This is a genomic window from Leeuwenhoekiella blandensis MED217, from assembly GCF_000152985.1.
GTDB lineage: Bacteria > Bacteroidota > Bacteroidia > Flavobacteriales > Flavobacteriaceae > Leeuwenhoekiella > Leeuwenhoekiella blandensis.
Genome location: NZ_CH672395.1, coordinates 1,932,649 through 1,949,433, shown reverse-complemented (window position 1 = coordinate 1,949,433; position 16,785 = coordinate 1,932,649). Strand labels below are relative to the sequence as shown.

Below are 16,785 nucleotides of genomic sequence, written 5' to 3'. Positions count from 1 at the left end.
ATGAAAATTGCCCTTCTTGGTTATGGCCGTATGGGAAAAACTATAGCGCAACTCGCAACAGATCGCGGTCACGAGATCGTGAAAACCATCGATGCCGCTGATGACTCTTATGATTTTAATGGTGCCGAAGTTGCTATCGATTTTAGTATTCCTTCTGCTGCCGTAGCAAATATCACAGCCTGTTTTGAAGCGAATATTCCGGTAGTTTCAGGAACCACGGGATGGCTTGATAAGTATGACGAGATGGTTTCGCTATGCGAGCAAAATAAAGGGGCTTTTATTTACGCCTCAAACTTTAGCGTAGGGGTAAACATCTTTTTTGAACTGAATAAGCAGCTTGCCAAAATGATGCAGGGGCTTAAAGACTATGATGTAGCTATGACAGAAGTACATCATATTCATAAATTAGATGCCCCTAGCGGAACCGCAATAACGTTGGCAGAAGGGATTTTGGAGCATTCAGAGAAAAACGACTGGATTCTTGATGAGCAAGAAGCGAACAAAATCACCATTAAAGCAGAACGCGAAGGTGAAGTTCCAGGAACGCATACTATAAAATATGAAAGTCAAGTTGATGAGATCACTATCGAACATAAGGCACATAACCGCAATGGTTTTGCTTTAGGTGCAATCATCGCTGCCGAATGGTTAAAAGATAAAACAGGTGTTTATAGTATGAAAGATGTACTCAATTTATCATAATGAGTAACATCTTACTAGAAAAACATACAAATACAACAAAACATACGAACCTATGACAATGATGCAATGGTTTTTATTCTTCCTGCTGGTTCAGGTCATCCACTTTTTAGGAACCTGGAAATTATATAAAAAAGCAGGACGTCAGGCTTGGGAAGCTATCGTTCCCATATATAATGCGGTTATTCTAATGCGTATAATTGGTCGCCCTTGGTGGTGGACCATTCTTCTTTTTATCCCCATCGTAAACCTGATTATGTTTCCGGTAATTTGGGTAGAAACTGCAAGAAGCTTTGGTAAAAACTCAACGACAGACACAGTACTTGTTATTGTCACGCTGGGCTTCTACCTCTATTATTTAAATTATGCTGCGCCGGTAACCTATAAAACAGAGCGCTCATTAGTGCCTAAAAGTGCTGTTGGTGAGTGGGTTAGTTCTATTCTTTTTGCAGTTGTGGCTGCAACCATTGTACACACCTATGTGATGCAACCTTTTACGATTCCTACCGGTTCATTAGAACGCACTCTACTCATAGGAGATTTTCTTTTTGTAAGTAAGTTTCATTATGGGGCACGTACGCCAATGACGACCGTAAGTTTCCCGATGGTTCATGACACCATTCCGGGTGTAGGGATCAAATCCTATTTAGACAAACCCCAACTCCCCTACTTTAGACTTCCGGGGTTTCAAGATATTGAGCGCAGCGACATTGTGGTGTTTAGCTGGCCGGTAGATACGGTAAATCGCTTCTACGGCTTGGATGACGGAAAATACTATCATAAACCCATAGATAAAAAATCGAATTATGTAAAACGTGCGGTAGGTTTACCTGGGGATAGTTTGAAAATCGTTGACGGAAAAGTTTTTGTAAACAATGCTCCTCTGGAATTACCTGGCCGTGCACAACCACAATACAGTTATATAGGTACAGCAAAAGGTGGCGGATTTAATGCAAAGAACCTTTACGATCAATATAAGATAACTAATCTTTCGTTCTATAATTCAACGCAATTTCATACTCAGGCGCTTACTGCTGAAAATGCAGAGCGCTTCCGCAATCATCCAAATGTAGCTTCCCTTGAACGGTTAATTGCAGATCCAGGTCAAAAAGATGCTTCTATCTTTCCGAAAGGGAATGCTAGTTTAGGAAATCGCGATCAGATGGCTTCTTTTTATATTCCTAAAGCTGGAGCTACAGCGCCAATTACTGTTGAAAACCTTCCGCTTTATAAACGTCTAATTGAAGTTTATGAGGGTGAAGAAATGGGAGAACAACGCGAGATCACTGTAAATGGAACTGAAGTTGCCTTAAACGGTCAACCACTTACCGAATACACATTTAAACAAGATTATTACTGGATGATGGGTGATAACCGTCATAATAGTGAAGACAGTCGTTTTTGGGGCTTTGTTCCTGAAAATCATATCGTAGGTAAACCTGTATTTATTTGGTTTAGTTGGGACAGTAATGGCACCGGTATTATGGAAAAAATTCGTTGGGAACGCTTGTTTACGACGGTTGGTGGCGATGGCAAGCCGGTTTCTTACTTTATTTACTTTATTATTGCCATAGTTGGCTATATTGTAATCTCAAAAGTCATAAAGATCAGGAAAGCAAAATCCTAATATTTAAACAAATAACACGTAAAAGCATCAAATTTTAAAGGTTTGATGCTTTTTGTTTTTATACTGATAAAAATTTTTATTTTAACACAATTGCTTAGGGATTGCACAGCCTGTTTTATAGCTTCCGCACTATGGAAACACAGGAAAAAAATACACAACGTACAGTAAAAAATAACGATACCGTAAAGGTGCATTACACAGGAAAATTAACAAATGGTCAAATTTTTGACAGCTCTGTAGATAAGCAACCTTTAGAATTTCAATTAGGTCAGGGACAAATCATTCCCGGTTTTGAAAAAGGTCTTATTGATATGGGAGTTAGTGAAAAGAAAACGATCACGATCCCAGAAGCAGAAGCCTACGGCGAAGTGCGTAAAGATCTTTTTCAAGAAGTACCAAAAGCAGATCTTCCACAGGAAATTGATCCTCAAGTAGGAATGGGCTTAGTTGCTAAAAATCCTGACGGAAGTGAGCGTCAACTTCGTGTAGCTGAAGTGCGTAATGAAAGTATCGTGATCGATGCCAATCACCCACTTGCAGGACAGGATCTCATTTTTGACCTGGAAGTTGTAGATATCAAATAATAGCTTTTTAAATAAATCTTGAAAGTCCGTAGACATCTGTGTTTACGGACTTTTTTCATTCAAATCAATAAGGCTAGACGAAATGCTTTAACAGAATTATAGCATTTTGAAAAAAATAAATTTAGGACGCACCTGTTATAGAGGTCTAACTAAATTTATGAATAATGAAAAAAATGAATACTGTTGCGCTTTTAAGCGCGACCATACTTACTGTATCTTGTGTGTCTAAGAAAAAATACACCGAATTAGAAACCAGATATGACGACACGCGGGTTTCGCTTACCAAAACTCAGGTTGAGAAAGAAGAATTAGAAGCAAAATACAGCGCCATCGAAAACCGGGTTGCTGACTACAACAGCAAAATAAATTCTTTAAGAGATGACAACTATCAAAAGCTTGACTTAGTAGAAAATCTTGCTGTTATGTCTGAAAGTACTAAAGATAAAATGCGTGAAACCTTAAGCAAGGTAGATCAAAACGAATTGGCGCAAGCCAAGAGTCTTGAAGATTCGATGAACCTAGCGATCTCATATAACCTTAAAAAGAATCTTGATGATTCTGTGGGGGAAGATGAAGATATTCAGGTCGATATCGATGAGACTGTGGTAATGATCAATGTTTCTGATAAATTGCTGTTCAATAGCGGAAGCTATCGTGTAAGTAATAAAGCAGACGGTTTATTAAAACGCCTGGCAGATGTCATCAATTCAGAACCTGCAATCAAAGTTATGGTTGAAGGTCATACGGATGACCAAACGGTAAAACCCGGTGCTTACATTAAAGACAATTGGGAACTTTCAGTAGAGCGTTCTACAGCGATCATTAGAGAGTTACAAGACAAGTATAATGTTGATCCTGCTAAACTGATCGCAGCAGGACGCAGTAGTTACTTACCACTTGTAGATAATGCCACTAAAGAAGATCGTGCTAAGAACCGCCGTACAAGAATTGTCATCTTACCTAATTTAGATAAATTCCTATCGATGGTAAGTTCGACCGACTAGTATAATATTTAGAAATACTTGTAAAAAGCCACCGAATGGTGGCTTTTTTTTAATACTTAATCGTATAAGTCTGTTAAACTATTTTCTATCTCTTTGAAGATTTGATAATTTAAAAAGAAAATGCTGAAGACTATGAAAGTAAAGAACACCCATTTAATACATTTAATAAGAGAAGAACATCGTTTTAATTTTGGGTCATTTTACTTTTTTGATGACTTTATCATTTCAGAAATTAATGAAGGCGAATTATTTGAGTGGGATAAAGCTCAAAAAGTGCTTGAGGTTGGTGAAAAATTTTATAAAAATAAAGGCAGCCAAGTGAATTACATCTCGAATCGCGTTCATGATTATTCTATTAAACCCCAAGATTGGTTGGCCTATTTAAACAAACGTGATCTATTTAAGGTTTTTGCTGTTGTTACTTACCGCAAAACAGCCATTTATAATTTAGTTATCGAACGTTTTTTTTATAAAGGAGAAATTTTTTCTTTTGAGAGTTTACTCGAAGCGGTTAATTTTATCCGTAAAGGTGACAAGTTAGATCCTGTTACCGATTTTGAGAAACTAACACAAAAGCATCATGATAATACTTTATGAACTGGCACTCATTTGCGCCGGTATTCTTTTAGGAATAACAACACTAGACAAATGGGACGGCAGCACCCAAATCTTCACTAAAGCTGCAAGTGCTCTTCGCCCCTTTTCTGCCGTCATTGGAGGCATATGCCTTATTTTAGGTATTTGGTTTCTCTTTAGACCCTTCTGTACATTTAGAGACATTGTAGGTATTCTTGCCGGCTTGGCACTGTTGGGAGGAACTTTTCAGAACAGCCCATCATTACAAGATTTCTTCAATAAAGCAGCAGGATTTTTAAATCCGTATCAAGTAATCATTGGGATTACAGCTCTGATTCTTGGATTATTAGGACTCTTAAATATTGCCTTTATCTGCTAGTAACTAATCCGGGATTATTATATCCTTTGGCAGCGTCAATAAAAAAAGGTCTGGCAATGCCAGACCTTTTGGTTATATAATAAGATTGAGAATATTCTATAAATCCTGATTTGTTGGTCGTATCAAGATCTCGTTTACACTGCTGTGCTCTGGTTGTGTTAAGGCGTAATGTATAGAATTTGCTATATCTTCTGCTTCTAAAGTCTTCAAGTCGGCAAACTGTGATAACATATCTTGTACATCATCATCAGTAATGGTTTGCGTCAATTCGGTTGCTACAAAGCCTGGTTCTATAGAAGTTACTTTGGTATTATATTTTGGTCCCATTTCTAGACGTATACCTTCACTCAAAGCTCTTACCGCATATTTGGTGGCACAATACACAGATCCGGCAGGCATAATTTTTCTTCCGGCTACAGATGAAATATTAATAATGTGACCTGATTTATTCTCTTTCATATCTGGCACTACACTAGAAACACCATTAAGCACACCTTTGATGTTTACATCTACCATAGTGTCCCATTCGTCTGTCTTCAAATTTTCTACAAAAGAAAGTGGCATCAGTCCCGCATTGTTTACTAAAACATCTACTTTACCAAAGGTCTCGTGTGTTTTTTCAATAATATTCTTCCAATCGTCTTTACTCGTTACATCTGCCGTAACGACTAGAGCCGTCCCGCCATCTTTTTCAATAGTTTCTTTAAGTTCGTTCAAGCGCTCTGTACGTCGTGCAGTAATAACAACTTTAGCACCGGCTCCGGCTAATTTTTTTGCCGTCGCCTCTCCTATTCCACTTGAGGCTCCGGTTATGATCACAGTTTTGTTCTCTAAACTCATAATTTAATTTTTAGTTTAGACAAATTTACTTAGCCTTCCCGTTTGAGTTCATTGACCTATGTTAGGTTTAGCTGTTAAGAATATACAAAGCCTGTTAAGCCTTGTTAAGAATTACGTTTTCTCCTGAAGTTCTCTTCGAATTCGGCTTAATGATTCTGGTTTTATACCAAGATAACTCGCAATTTTATAGTTGGGAACGCGCTGCTCGATATTGGGATAGGTCTCACAGAATTCCTGATACCGTTCAGTACTGTTTTTTTCTAAGCCATTCTGAATGCGTTCATAGAGCGCAACAAAAGCACCTGTTAATTTGATTCTAAAAAAACGTTCAAATTTTGGTATTCGTCCGTAGAGCTCTTCGAGATAGTTTTTATTCAATTCCAGCACCGTTGAATCTTCAATACAGCTTACCGTCAACCGTGCCCGTGTACCGTTAAAAAAAGCAGCAAAATCACTCACCCACCAATCTTCAATGGCAAATTGTAAAATTGACTCATCTCCGTTTTCTGAAGTATGAACTACTTGCAAACAACCGGAGACCACATAAAATTCTGACTGAACCAAATCGCCGGGACGGATCAGGATAGCTCTTTTTTTGAATTTTTGCGGAGAAAGCAAACCGCAAAATTCATCAAATTCCTGATCTGAAATTTCAATAACCTGTTCTAAGTGCTTCCGTAAAGAATCAAACATATTTGCTCGTAAATTATCTTGTGTATTCTACCCTTCTGAGGTGCTAAAAATACGCGCCCTTAATAACAAAGGACAACCACAAGGTTTAAAAATAGGGATAATACTTCAACTTCGATTTATATAAACTTTGGCAAAAAGCTTTAAGCTTTCCTAGTAAATTTAGCGTTCTATTTTAATCGTATGGATCTCGCAATACTCGAAGTTTTTATCATTCTCGGAGTCACCATTTTTTTATTTGTCACCGAATTATTTCCGGTAGATAAAATCGCTATTTTCATTATTGTATCCTTGATTTTGCTGGGTTTAGTCACTCCTGAAGAAGGTATAAGTGGTTTTTCAAACACTGCAACGATAACCGTTTTGGCCTTGATGATCATTGCTGTAGCACTTGAAGATAACGGCGTCATTGCTTGGTTTACCGACGGTTTACAGCGCTTGAGCATTTTACCTTTACTCCTGCTTATTCCTACATTTATGTTTCTAACTGCCGGTATAAGTGCTTTTATAAGTACAACAGCCGTAGTGATCGTTTTTATAAAAATTATTTTTCAGCTTGCAGAACGTTATGGCATAGCCGCAGGTAAATTATTACTACCGGTATCTTTTGCAGGAATTCTTGGCGGAAGCTGTACCTTAATGGGAACATCAACCAACCTCATTGTGAATTCTGTGGCTCAAAACCGCGGAGTAGAAAAACTTGGCTTTTTTGAGTTTGCCTGGTTTGGCTTGATCTTTCTGGTAATAGGAATAGTTGTGGTTACGATTGCTTCAAAATTTCTTCCGAAGAAAAATGTTTCAGAACGTTTAGAAGTAGATTACGAGATCAACAACCTGATTACAACCGTCACCATAAATTCAAACTCGCCGCTTGTGGGTAAAGCCATTCAGGATACGTTTCTTTTTAAAGATCCTGAGGTAACCTTACTCAAACTCATTCGTAACCACGTGGTCACCAATGCGCCGGGAAGATATATTACGCTAGCAGAGCAAGATAAATTGGTCGTGATGGCAGATCTTGAAAATATAGAGCGTATCTCTCAAGAAGAAAACCTAACACGCGCTAGTAAAGCACTTCAAACTACGGAAACTTTCTCCAAAGATCAGAAGAACAAAAGTGAGCAAGAGACTAAAGAAACCCAAATTCAATTAGTTGAAGTACTGGTCCTGCCCGGTTCTGCTTTTGTAGGAAGCACGCTAAATAATTTAAAACGACTTAAACTGGAAGGTGCCTTACCCATTGCTATAAAAAAACGGAAAAACATCAGAAACACCACCGAGCGGCTTATCCGTAAAGATCTGAATCAAATACGTATCAAACCCGGGGATCGTATTTTATTAGAGATTACCCAAACCGAGTTGAATACTTTGGAAAATCTAGAAGGTATTGTGATCTTAAAGATGCACGAACCTTTTAAAGCCAAAAATAACAAGCGTAAATATATCACTGCAACGATTTTACTAGCCGTGATCGCCATGGCTGCTTCAGGTTTATTGAGTATTCTAGCAAGTTCGCTTACAGGAATTGGATTACTCTTGGCGACAAATAGCCTTGAGATGAATAAAATTTATCATAAAGTAGATTGGCAGATATTTTTTCTACTGGCCGGTATGATTCCGCTGGGCGTGGCAATGACCAATAGCGGTGCAGACCTCTGGCTTTCTGAACATTTACTTGCCCTATTTGAAGGGAGAAATAACTTGTTTATTCTTGGAGCTCTTTTTTTGATCACCATGATTCTTAGCGGAAGTATTTCAAACAATGCTACCGCGGTGATTATGGCACCCATTGCAATTTCCGTTGCATCCGGACTCAACCTACCTGCTAAACCTTTTATTCTGGCGGTTATGTTTGCGGCTAATTTTAGCTTTTTTACACCCGTGGGATATCAAACCAATACATTGATCTACAATCTTGGTATTTATCGCTTCAAGCATTTTTTGATTTTAGGAGGTATCCTATCAATCATTTTATGTGTAGCAGGTACCTTTCTACTCGCTACGTTATTATAAACTAAACCACCTTTCAGTAATCAACCTTAGCAGATGCCAGTAAACCACATTATGGCAAGCCTGTCTGCCGACAAAAGCAGGCCCAAGAGGCATTGTTTGGAAATGAATGTTCAATTTCGAGGCAAGCCTCGGAATATTTTACTCTTTGGCGGTGCCAATAAAAAAGCAGCTATCTAAAAGAATCAGATAACTGCTCGTTTTGTGATTGATTGATTAAAAATTTAAATCAAATACGTGTTAAAGTTCGCAGCACTCACCCAGAAGGTGACCTTTGCCAGCTTTTATGTAAACACTTCCCCGATAAAACCGGGAAAAAGTTGTGTTGTATTAAAATTTAAAAGAACTCTTTGATTGATGTTATATAAGTAAGACGACCGCATTTCAGTTTTGTTACACTTCAATTAAAAAATTTAGTTGTTAAACTAATCTAAAGTGCTATCCACGCAGGCATAAAATACTATTACCTTTGTTTTTTTATGAGGAACCCCTTAAAAAATAGGAACATAAACGATTTTAAAAGTAAAGCGCTTCAGCTCTTTTTCAAGATTTTAAAATATCTCGAAATAGGATTTCGTTTTGCCACTTTAAAGTTTCATTCAGCGGTAAAAAGAAAATGGGTTCGCTATCCCCTTTTGGCATTAGGAACTTTGTTTTTTGCCTTTTCGCTTTTTTTCTTCAGTATTTATATGGGTGTCTGGGGAGCACTTCCATCTAAATATGAGCTTAGCCATCTAGAACAATCGCTTGCCACACAATTGGTAGACCGAAATGAAAAGGTTATTGGTAAATATTACATTTTTGACCGAAGACCTATTGGTTTTGACGAAATCCCAGAACATTTAAAAAATGCACTCATTGCCACCGAAGATGCTCGTTTTTACAAACACGATGGTGTAGATAAAGTAAGCCTGATGCGTGTTTTATTCAAAACACTGCTCATGCAGGATGACTCCGCGGGTGGAGGAAGTACAATAACCCAGCAGTTGGTTAAGAATATCTACGGGCGTCGCGGTGCCGGCACGTTTAATTTGGTGATCTCAAAATTCAAAGAGTTTATCATCGCGCAACGGGTTGAGGAAGTATACACTAAAGATGAAATCATTAATCTTTATCTGAATACCGTTCCCTTTCCTGACAATACCTATGGAATAGAAAGCGCGAGTCAAAAATTCTTTAATAAGAATACCGAAAGTTTAACGCTTAACGAAGCTGCTATTTTGGTAGGTACGTTAAAAGCAAATAATAGTTATAACCCAAGAGTCTATCCCGATCGCGCTAGAAAAAGACGCGATGTTGTGATCAACCAGATGTTACGTTATGACTATTTGAATCCGCGAGATACCGTCGGTATGGAACGTGACACGATTATGTTGAGTTATCAAAAGCATACCGATCTTGGGATCGCTCCCTATTTTAGAGAGCTTATACGTCAAGAAGCTCAGGACATTCTTAAAAACTACAAGAAAGACGATGGTTCTGCTTACGATTTATATCAAGATGGGTTAACCATACACACCACGCTTGATAAAAAAATGCAGGAATATGCAGAAGCCGGAATGCGAGAGCACATGGCTGCTTTGCAATCGCAATACGAAAAAGCGTATGGTAATTATGCGCCTTGGAAACGTTCATCTATTCTAAAACCAAGTCTTGAAAAGCTCCCGTATTATCAAAAATTGGTTAAAGACAGTCTTTCTCCCGAAGCCATTGAAGACTCACTAAATATAAAGAGAAAACGTAAAATCTTTGATTGGAACACAGACGAGCGCACACAGCAAATCTCAGTAAAAGACAGCCTGTCTCATTATCTCTCTTTACTTAATTGTGGTTTTGTCGCATTAGATCCACAAACCGGAGGTGTTCTGGCCTACATCGGTGGTATTGACTTTGAAAATTTCAAATACGACCACGTGAGTCAAAGTGAACGTATGGTAGGTTCTACGTTTAAACCTTTTGTATATACGACAGCATTAGAACAGGGAATGGATCCTTGCACCTACTATGATGGCGACCAACAGATTTATTATTTTAATAATAAGGAATGGTCTCCTGCTAATGCAGGTGGTGAAGGCGAAGACCTGTCGTACTCGCTTAAAGGGGCCTTAAGCAATTCTATAAATACGGTTGCGGTTAAGGTTATTATAGATGTTGGTATTCAAAAAGTAATCAATCAAGCTCGAAGTATGGGGATTGATACTAAGTTACCTAAAGTTCCCTCGCTCGCCTTAGGAACAGCACAGATCAAGATGCGCAATCTGGCTTCGGCATATACTTCCTTTGTGAACGGAGGAAAACCGATGAAACCTTTTTACATTACAAAAATCGTAGACCGAACAGGAAAAACCGTTGCCGAATTCACTCCGGAAGTTCCAGAAAAAGCAGTGATGAGTAACGTCACCAGACAAACTATGATAGAAATGATGCGAGGTACTGTAAGGGAAGGAACTGCAACCCGACTAAGGTACACGTATAAGCTTAATAATGACATAGCTGGTAAAACAGGAACCACTCAAGATAATAAAGACGGATGGTTTGTAGGTATCACACCTTATATGGTTGCAGTAAGCTGGGTAGGTAATGATGATTATAGAATAGGCTTTAGCAGTACTGGATTAGGTGCAGGAGCAAATTCAGCTTTGCCAATCTATGCTAAATTTATGCAGCAATTAAATAAAGATACCACCTATACCAAGCTAACAAAACAACGATTTAAAAGTCCGTCTGCTGAAGTGGCAAGCGCTCTTGATTGCGCTCCTATCGTTAAAGATAGTACGTCACAAGTAAGAAGATTTTTTGAATCGATTTTTAACGGAGAGGAAGAGAATTATAGAACAAAAGTCTACCTCGATGATGATGGTAATGTCTTAAGAACAGAAGAACAAGCACTACCACAAGAAAAAGAGGAAGCTGAAGAAGAAAATACTAGCGGAGGATTTTTTTCGTTTCTAAAGAGAAAGAAAAAGAATGATGAAGATTAAGTGTTTCAGATTGCATATACTTTAAAAAAAGCGCATAAATGCTAAATTTATCATAAAAAGCATGAATTAATTTGATTTTAAAATAATCCATGTTATAATACATCCTATTTACTTTTAACAAATAAATTTTATATGAGACAACTCAAAATCACCAAGCAGGTAACCAATCGGGAATCAAAATCTTTAAATACCTATCTACAAGATGTAAGTAAACTCGATATGATTACTGCTGATGAGGAGGTCGAGTTGGCACAACGCATTCGCGAAGGTGACCAAGTTGCACTAGAGCGTTTGACAAAGGCTAATTTGCGTTTTGTGGTTTCTGTGGCAAAACAGTATCAAAATCAAGGTCTTAAATTACCTGATTTAATCAATGAAGGTAATGTAGGTCTTGTAAAAGCTGCAAAGCGTTTTGACGAGACACGTGGTTTTAAATTTATTTCTTACGCGGTTTGGTGGATTCGCCAGTCTATTTTACAGGCGATTTCAGAACATTCAAGAACCGTACGTTTACCCCTAAACAAAATTGGTACGATAAGTAAAATCAACAAAGCATTTTCTTATCTGGAACAAAGCTTAGAGCGCCCGCCATCTGCAGAAGAGATCGCAAAAGAGTTAGACATGACTGTTGCTAAAGTAAAATTAGCAATGAAAAACTCTGGACGTAACCTTTCTATGGATGCTCCTTTTAAAGAAGGTGAAAATGACTCTAATCTTTATGATGTATTAAAATCTGGAGAGTCTCCTAACCCGGACGCAGATTTAATGCAGGAATCATTAGGAACTGAGATTGAAAGAGCTCTTGAGACGCTTTCTCCTCGTGAGTCTGATGTGATCAAATTAAATTATGGTTTAGGTGGTGAGCAGCCTCACACCCTTCAAGAAATTGGAGAAATGTTTGACTTAAGTCGTGAGCGTGTGCGTCAAATTCGTGAAAAAGGAATTAGAAGACTGCGCCATACTTCAAGAAGTAAAGTACTTAAAACCTATCTTGGATAGATTTACCTCCTAAAAGTGAAAATAAAAAAAGCGCTGTAATATTAATTACAGCGCTTTTTTTATTGAGGATATTTATCAACTTACCTAAGTTATAGAGGAAGTGGATATAAGGCATACTACGACCTATCAAAGGACCGTATTTTCATATTCCGTAGTATGCGTACATACATAATTTAATAGAGGTTTACTCAATAACAATGTCAAAAGATTCTTGAACGTCAGTTTCTCCGGCTGCATTTGCAATTTCACCTGCACTTACACCTGCTGCATCTTTAGCTGGCTGATGTCTTAGAGTAACCGTAATAGTTCCTGAAGACGCAGTACCTGCTTGTAACGTAAATTCAAGACCAACAGGATTTGCTACGCCGTTGTTCATATAATCATTCTCGGTATCTGCATAGGCAAAAGTTGCATTAACACCTGATGCTGCTTGATAGAAAAATTGGTGCTCATCTGCTTCTTCTTCAATCTCTTCATTAATAAGCTCAGCAGGAGATTCTGTTTCATTTTCTAAAGTGATGCTTCCATCGTAAAGCATTCCGGCTTGTAAAGGACCAGAAATCGTAATCACAGGTTCATTAGGACCTTCACCATCTAAATCTCTTGATTCTAGGGTTACCGTCTCCCCGGTTTCAGGAACTAGCGTAAGCGTAATCGTTGTGATAACTTCCTCTTCATTGATGACTTCTGGTGTTGTATCATCATCAGATGAACAAGAAGCAAGCGTGATCGTAGTTAATAGCGCTAGGGCTATAAATTTTATATTTTTCATAATCTTATGTTGTGTATTAATAGTTTAGTTTTAATTGAATTCTAAAATTTCGTCCTAAATCATCAGTAAAATAACGTTGACGATTTAAGTAATCCCGATAGGCTGTATTTAAAATATTATCTACAAAAAAGCCTAGGGTCAATGTAGATTGTTTGAAAACATCAAAGTCAACTGACGACGTTAAATGAAATAAGCTGTACCCTGAAGGCGGTTGGCTTACTGCAACGGTCTCTGTCGTCTGTTCACCTGAGTCATTTATGTATGTTACCTCAAAATCATTGTTAGGAAAACGTGTTTGTTCTAATACGGTTTGATTACGCAATCCTATATTTAAATTATTCCATTCTGCTTTTCTAAACCCAAAAGTCGTATTGATGTTTGGTGCCGGCATATCAATAAGTGGTCGGTTGCGATCTAAATCTTGACCATTTACGTATGCAAAAACCGTTTGTAAATTGAAATTAGCATCAAACGTATAATTGGCGCGAACATCAACTCCAAAAAGTCTGGCGTCTACTTGTCCGTATTGATACACGGGAAATGCTCCACGATTGGTATATTGAAGTCCATTAGGCTCCATAATTATAAAATCACTGATGTGGTTATAAAAAGGATTGATTCCAAAAGTTAGACCACCGGTCTGCCCGTTGAGTTCTAAACTAGCCTTATACGATTGTTCCTGATCAAGGCGTAAATCACCTAACTCTATTATTGCTGCAGAGTGGTGTAAACCATCACTAAAGAGTTCTGCAGGATTGGGAGCTCTTGAAGCACTACTCAGATTCAATTTTAGATCCCAATTAGATTTGATACGATAGCGTGCTCCTAAGGTTCCTGAAAAATTATGATAATCAAACACAGGGTTTACCAAAAGCTGATTATCCAATCGCTGAACCACGAGATCACCAAATTCTGACTCATAGCCTCTGTTCTCCCAACTACTGGTTAAATAATATTTTTGTGCATCAATCTGCATAAAATCATATCTAAAACCTCCGTCAATACGCCATTTGGGAGAGATATCAAGATCTGCAGTGGCATAAGCACCTGCGGTGTACATCTCATAATCAGGAATAAGTCTTCTAATGCCTGTATTAGGATTAGGAAAATTCTCTTGATAAGAAGCTTCAACACCAAAGTTGGCTTTCAAATTTGATGCAGCATCGTATAAAAAGTTTGAAGCTAGCGTATGTGTGGTAAGTTGTAAGTCAAGCGAAGCCTGATCTCTATCGTCACCGCGCCGAATGTCAAATTCTTTACGGTTATTCTGCTGATACGAATAATCGAGACTTAATTTACCTGCTTTTTCAAAGCGTTTGTAAAAATTAATCTTAGCTAAATGGTGGCTGACATCTTGTTTAGGCGCATTGATATCATAGGTAAAATCTCTTACATAATTAGGCGCCCCGCTGTTTATGGCACGAATCAAATCGCTTAAATTACCAATATGGCTAGCTCTTAAAATCCCTATTTCAGAATTGTAGAAACTATAATACGCATCAAAACCGTAAGTGAATTTATTCAGTCCAAAACCTATTGAGAAATCATGCTCTCTCAAACCGGTATTTGACAATACATAATCTGGCGATTCCAGATCTCCAGCGTATTTTGTAGTCCCTTGTCCTTGCACATAAAAGCCACTTTCGAAAGCCTTTAACAAGCTGGTAGTCACTCCGAGACTTCGGCCGTTTGTCGCTCCGCTTAAAATGGTTTTACCGTAAAGCGTGTCTTTTGCTGGTGCTTTGGGAGCGTTTGTAACGATCACACCTCCCACAGCATCACCTCCGTAACGCAGGGCACTTGCCCCTTTAACCACCGTAACATTTTCTGCTGCGTTGATATCCAGGTTTGGAGCGTGTTCTACTCCCCACTCCTGATCTTCCATTCGGGTTCCGTTGTTGATGATAAGAACCCGACTACTGTGCAAACCTTGAATTACAGGTTTTACTACGGTGCTTCCAGTATTTAAAGAAGAAACTCCGGCAACCTCGCGTAAAGCGTCACCCAAGCTGGCATTGCTGTAGTTTTCTAGAACTCCGGACTCAAGCCGCGTTTGTGTCCCGGAAACGGTACCTCGATTGGTATTTTCTCCCTGAACAGTAACCGCATTCAAGGCTTCGGTGTGATGTTCTAGTTTAAAATCACGCTGAACATTGTCGGTAACTTCTACTGTAAATTGCGCGACTTCGCACTCAGGATGGGTGATGGTCACGACATAAGTTCCTTTACACAGGCCACTCAGTTCATATTTTCCATCTAAATCACTTAGTGCATAAATATCATAACCGTTTATGCTTAATGTGGAATTGGGTAAAACATTACCATCGTGAAAATCCTTTACAACACCACTTATTTTAAAATCACATTGTTGTGCTTGAAGCTGAAAACTTAAAAGCAGCCCAAACACCAAACTGAAAAATTTCATATTGAAATATATTGGTCTTCGGTAAGAAGACGATTATCAGATAAATGAATAAAAGTATTTTACTTAGCACGAGTACTGAAAGCAAAACCTTTTAGCCGAGGTCTAGAAGACCTCTTAAACATTCCGCATTGGGAATTTATTAAACTGATAATATGGGGGGTGCCTTGTTTGCAGAGTTCCCAAAGTAAAACCTATCGGTTAGTTTAACTTGGGTAATTTGTAGGGGAGCCTTAAATTCTTCAGGAGCTGAAGCAACCTCAAACGTATAGTTTACAGGCAGGTCGTAATCAAGACTTTGTTTTTGTTTATGGGTAAGTAAACACAATTCACAATGCGTTCCCTTTACAGAATCTTTACCGTGAACGTATTGGTGAAGATCTACAATCTTAAAAGCAAAAATAGCCAACACCAGCATTACGCTAAGCCCGGCTTTTAATCTATTGCTTTGTAAAATCATATTGCTAAATTAATATAATGTCTTTTAGAAAGTGTGAAATAAACTTAAAATTAATTGTCCCTTGGTCTGTGTATTGGTTATTTCACGCATATAAGCCGCCTCTGCACGTAATCCCTTCTTGATTTGATAGCCCAAACCACCAAATAACCAGGTGCGATCATACAAACTCACAGTTTGCCCGTCACCTATATCTTGCTCACCATTTATAAAAAACTCTCCGGCGACATAGGTGAAGAAGGTTTTAGGACCTATGGTTTTAGTGTTTAAAGGTACTTTGGCATTTAGAAAATACCGGTATCGAGACCTAAAATCCTGATCTTCTATCAAGCGCTCTTCTATGCGTATTCTGTGTAATAGAGCAATACGCCCCTCAAAGAACGTATTGGTCCAAATCAAATCCTGATAAAAACGATCTTCTCTTAATTGCGCATTGCTAGGCCCAAAGGTTCCCGTGTTGAAATAAGAATATCCCGCAACAGCCCGAAGCGTCGAATTCGTTATTTTATACGACAAGCCTGCTCTGAGAATCAACTGCTGGAAATCCCCGGCAACATTAAAACTGCGATGTTGCACATCGCCCATAATACCAAAATTGCTCGTGCCAAAATCAGTATCAAAGAAATACATATACCAACCGCCCAATTCGTGATTTCCGCGTTGCGCCTTAAGCTCTTGCTGAAGCAAAAAGCTACTTAGAACGACGAGAAAACTTAACCGTAATCTTCTTGTTGAAATTTGCATG

At 38.3% G+C, this 16,785-nt stretch carries 15 protein-coding genes; 9 read left to right on the top strand and 6 right to left on the bottom strand.

What is annotated here, in order from left to right:
• The 6 genes from dapB to MED217_RS08365 all read left to right on the top strand — a co-directional run bounded on the left by dapB (nt 1) and on the right by MED217_RS08365 (nt 4,869).
• Nucleotides 1–702: a 4-hydroxy-tetrahydrodipicolinate reductase gene (gene dapB / locus MED217_RS08390; protein ID WP_009780074.1), complete on the top strand. Its 702-nt coding sequence runs from the start codon at nt 1–3 to the stop codon at nt 700–702.
• Nucleotides 703–754: 52 nt separating this feature from the next.
• Nucleotides 755–2,326, top strand: a complete 1,572-nt coding sequence (lepB, locus tag MED217_RS08385; RefSeq protein WP_009780073.1) for a signal peptidase I — start codon at nt 755–757, stop codon at nt 2,324–2,326.
• Between the two features lie 131 nt (nt 2,327–2,457).
• Nucleotides 2,458–2,910 (top strand): FKBP-type peptidyl-prolyl cis-trans isomerase, encoded by a 453-nt coding sequence (locus MED217_RS08380; protein WP_009780072.1) that lies wholly within the window; start codon nt 2,458–2,460, stop codon nt 2,908–2,910.
• 164 nt (nt 2,911–3,074) lie between these two features.
• Nucleotides 3,075–3,914, top strand: coding sequence for an OmpA/MotB family protein (locus MED217_RS08375; RefSeq protein ID WP_009780071.1), 840 nt, complete (start codon nt 3,075–3,077; stop codon nt 3,912–3,914).
• A 132-nt stretch (nt 3,915–4,046) separates the two neighbouring features.
• Nucleotides 4,047–4,511: a hypothetical protein gene (locus tag MED217_RS08370; RefSeq protein ID WP_009780070.1), complete on the top strand. Its 465-nt coding sequence runs from the start codon at nt 4,047–4,049 to the stop codon at nt 4,509–4,511.
• Complete coding sequence (locus MED217_RS08365; RefSeq protein WP_009780069.1) at nt 4,495–4,869, top strand: hypothetical protein; 375 nt, start codon at nt 4,495–4,497, stop codon at nt 4,867–4,869. The genes MED217_RS08370 and MED217_RS08365 overlap by 17 nt, the downstream gene beginning before the upstream one ends.
• A 96-nt stretch (nt 4,870–4,965) precedes the next feature.
• Here the strand turns inward: MED217_RS08365 and MED217_RS08360 are convergent, their stop codons facing one another.
• The gene (locus MED217_RS08360) at nt 4,966–5,709 is read right to left on the bottom strand and encodes an SDR family oxidoreductase (protein ID WP_009780068.1); all 744 of its coding nucleotides are present in this window, start codon (nt 5,707–5,709) and stop codon (nt 4,966–4,968) included.
• A 111-nt stretch (nt 5,710–5,820) separates the two neighbouring features.
• The gene (locus tag MED217_RS08355) at nt 5,821–6,402 is read right to left on the bottom strand and encodes a Crp/Fnr family transcriptional regulator (protein WP_009780067.1); all 582 of its coding nucleotides are present in this window, start codon (nt 6,400–6,402) and stop codon (nt 5,821–5,823) included.
• Between the two features lie 180 nt (nt 6,403–6,582).
• On the opposite strand from MED217_RS08355, the gene MED217_RS08350 reads away from it, so the two are divergent.
• From MED217_RS08350 to MED217_RS08340, 3 genes are all read left to right on the top strand, one after another.
• A complete protein-coding gene (locus tag MED217_RS08350; protein WP_009780066.1) occupies nt 6,583–8,412 on the top strand; it encodes an SLC13 family permease in 1,830 nt (609 codons plus the stop codon).
• Between the two features lie 476 nt (nt 8,413–8,888).
• Nucleotides 8,889–11,390: a transglycosylase domain-containing protein gene (locus tag MED217_RS08345; protein ID WP_009780065.1), complete on the top strand. Its 2,502-nt coding sequence runs from the start codon at nt 8,889–8,891 to the stop codon at nt 11,388–11,390.
• Nucleotides 11,391–11,522: 132 nt separating this feature from the next.
• Complete coding sequence (locus MED217_RS08340) at nt 11,523–12,389, top strand: sigma-70 family RNA polymerase sigma factor (protein WP_009780064.1); 867 nt, start codon at nt 11,523–11,525, stop codon at nt 12,387–12,389.
• A gap of 184 nt (nt 12,390–12,573) precedes the next feature.
• Here MED217_RS08340 and MED217_RS08335 read toward each other — a convergent pair whose 3' ends face one another.
• The 4 genes from MED217_RS08335 to MED217_RS08320 form a co-directional block, all read right to left on the bottom strand.
• Nucleotides 12,574–13,161, bottom strand: a complete 588-nt coding sequence (locus tag MED217_RS08335) for a hypothetical protein (RefSeq protein ID WP_009780063.1) — start codon at nt 13,159–13,161, stop codon at nt 12,574–12,576.
• A gap of 16 nt (nt 13,162–13,177) precedes the next feature.
• Nucleotides 13,178–15,586 carry a TonB-dependent receptor gene (locus MED217_RS08330; RefSeq protein WP_009780062.1) on the bottom strand — a complete coding sequence of 803 codons (2,409 nt, stop codon included), beginning with the start codon at nt 15,584–15,586 and terminating at the stop codon, nt 13,178–13,180.
• Nucleotides 15,587–15,725: 139 nt separating this feature from the next.
• Nucleotides 15,726–16,043: a hypothetical protein gene (locus tag MED217_RS08325; RefSeq protein WP_009780061.1), complete on the bottom strand. Its 318-nt coding sequence runs from the start codon at nt 16,041–16,043 to the stop codon at nt 15,726–15,728.
• Between the two features lie 24 nt (nt 16,044–16,067).
• A complete protein-coding gene (locus MED217_RS08320; protein WP_040532677.1) occupies nt 16,068–16,784 on the bottom strand; it encodes a DUF2490 domain-containing protein in 717 nt (238 codons plus the stop codon).
• Nucleotide 16,785 lies beyond the last annotated feature (1 nt).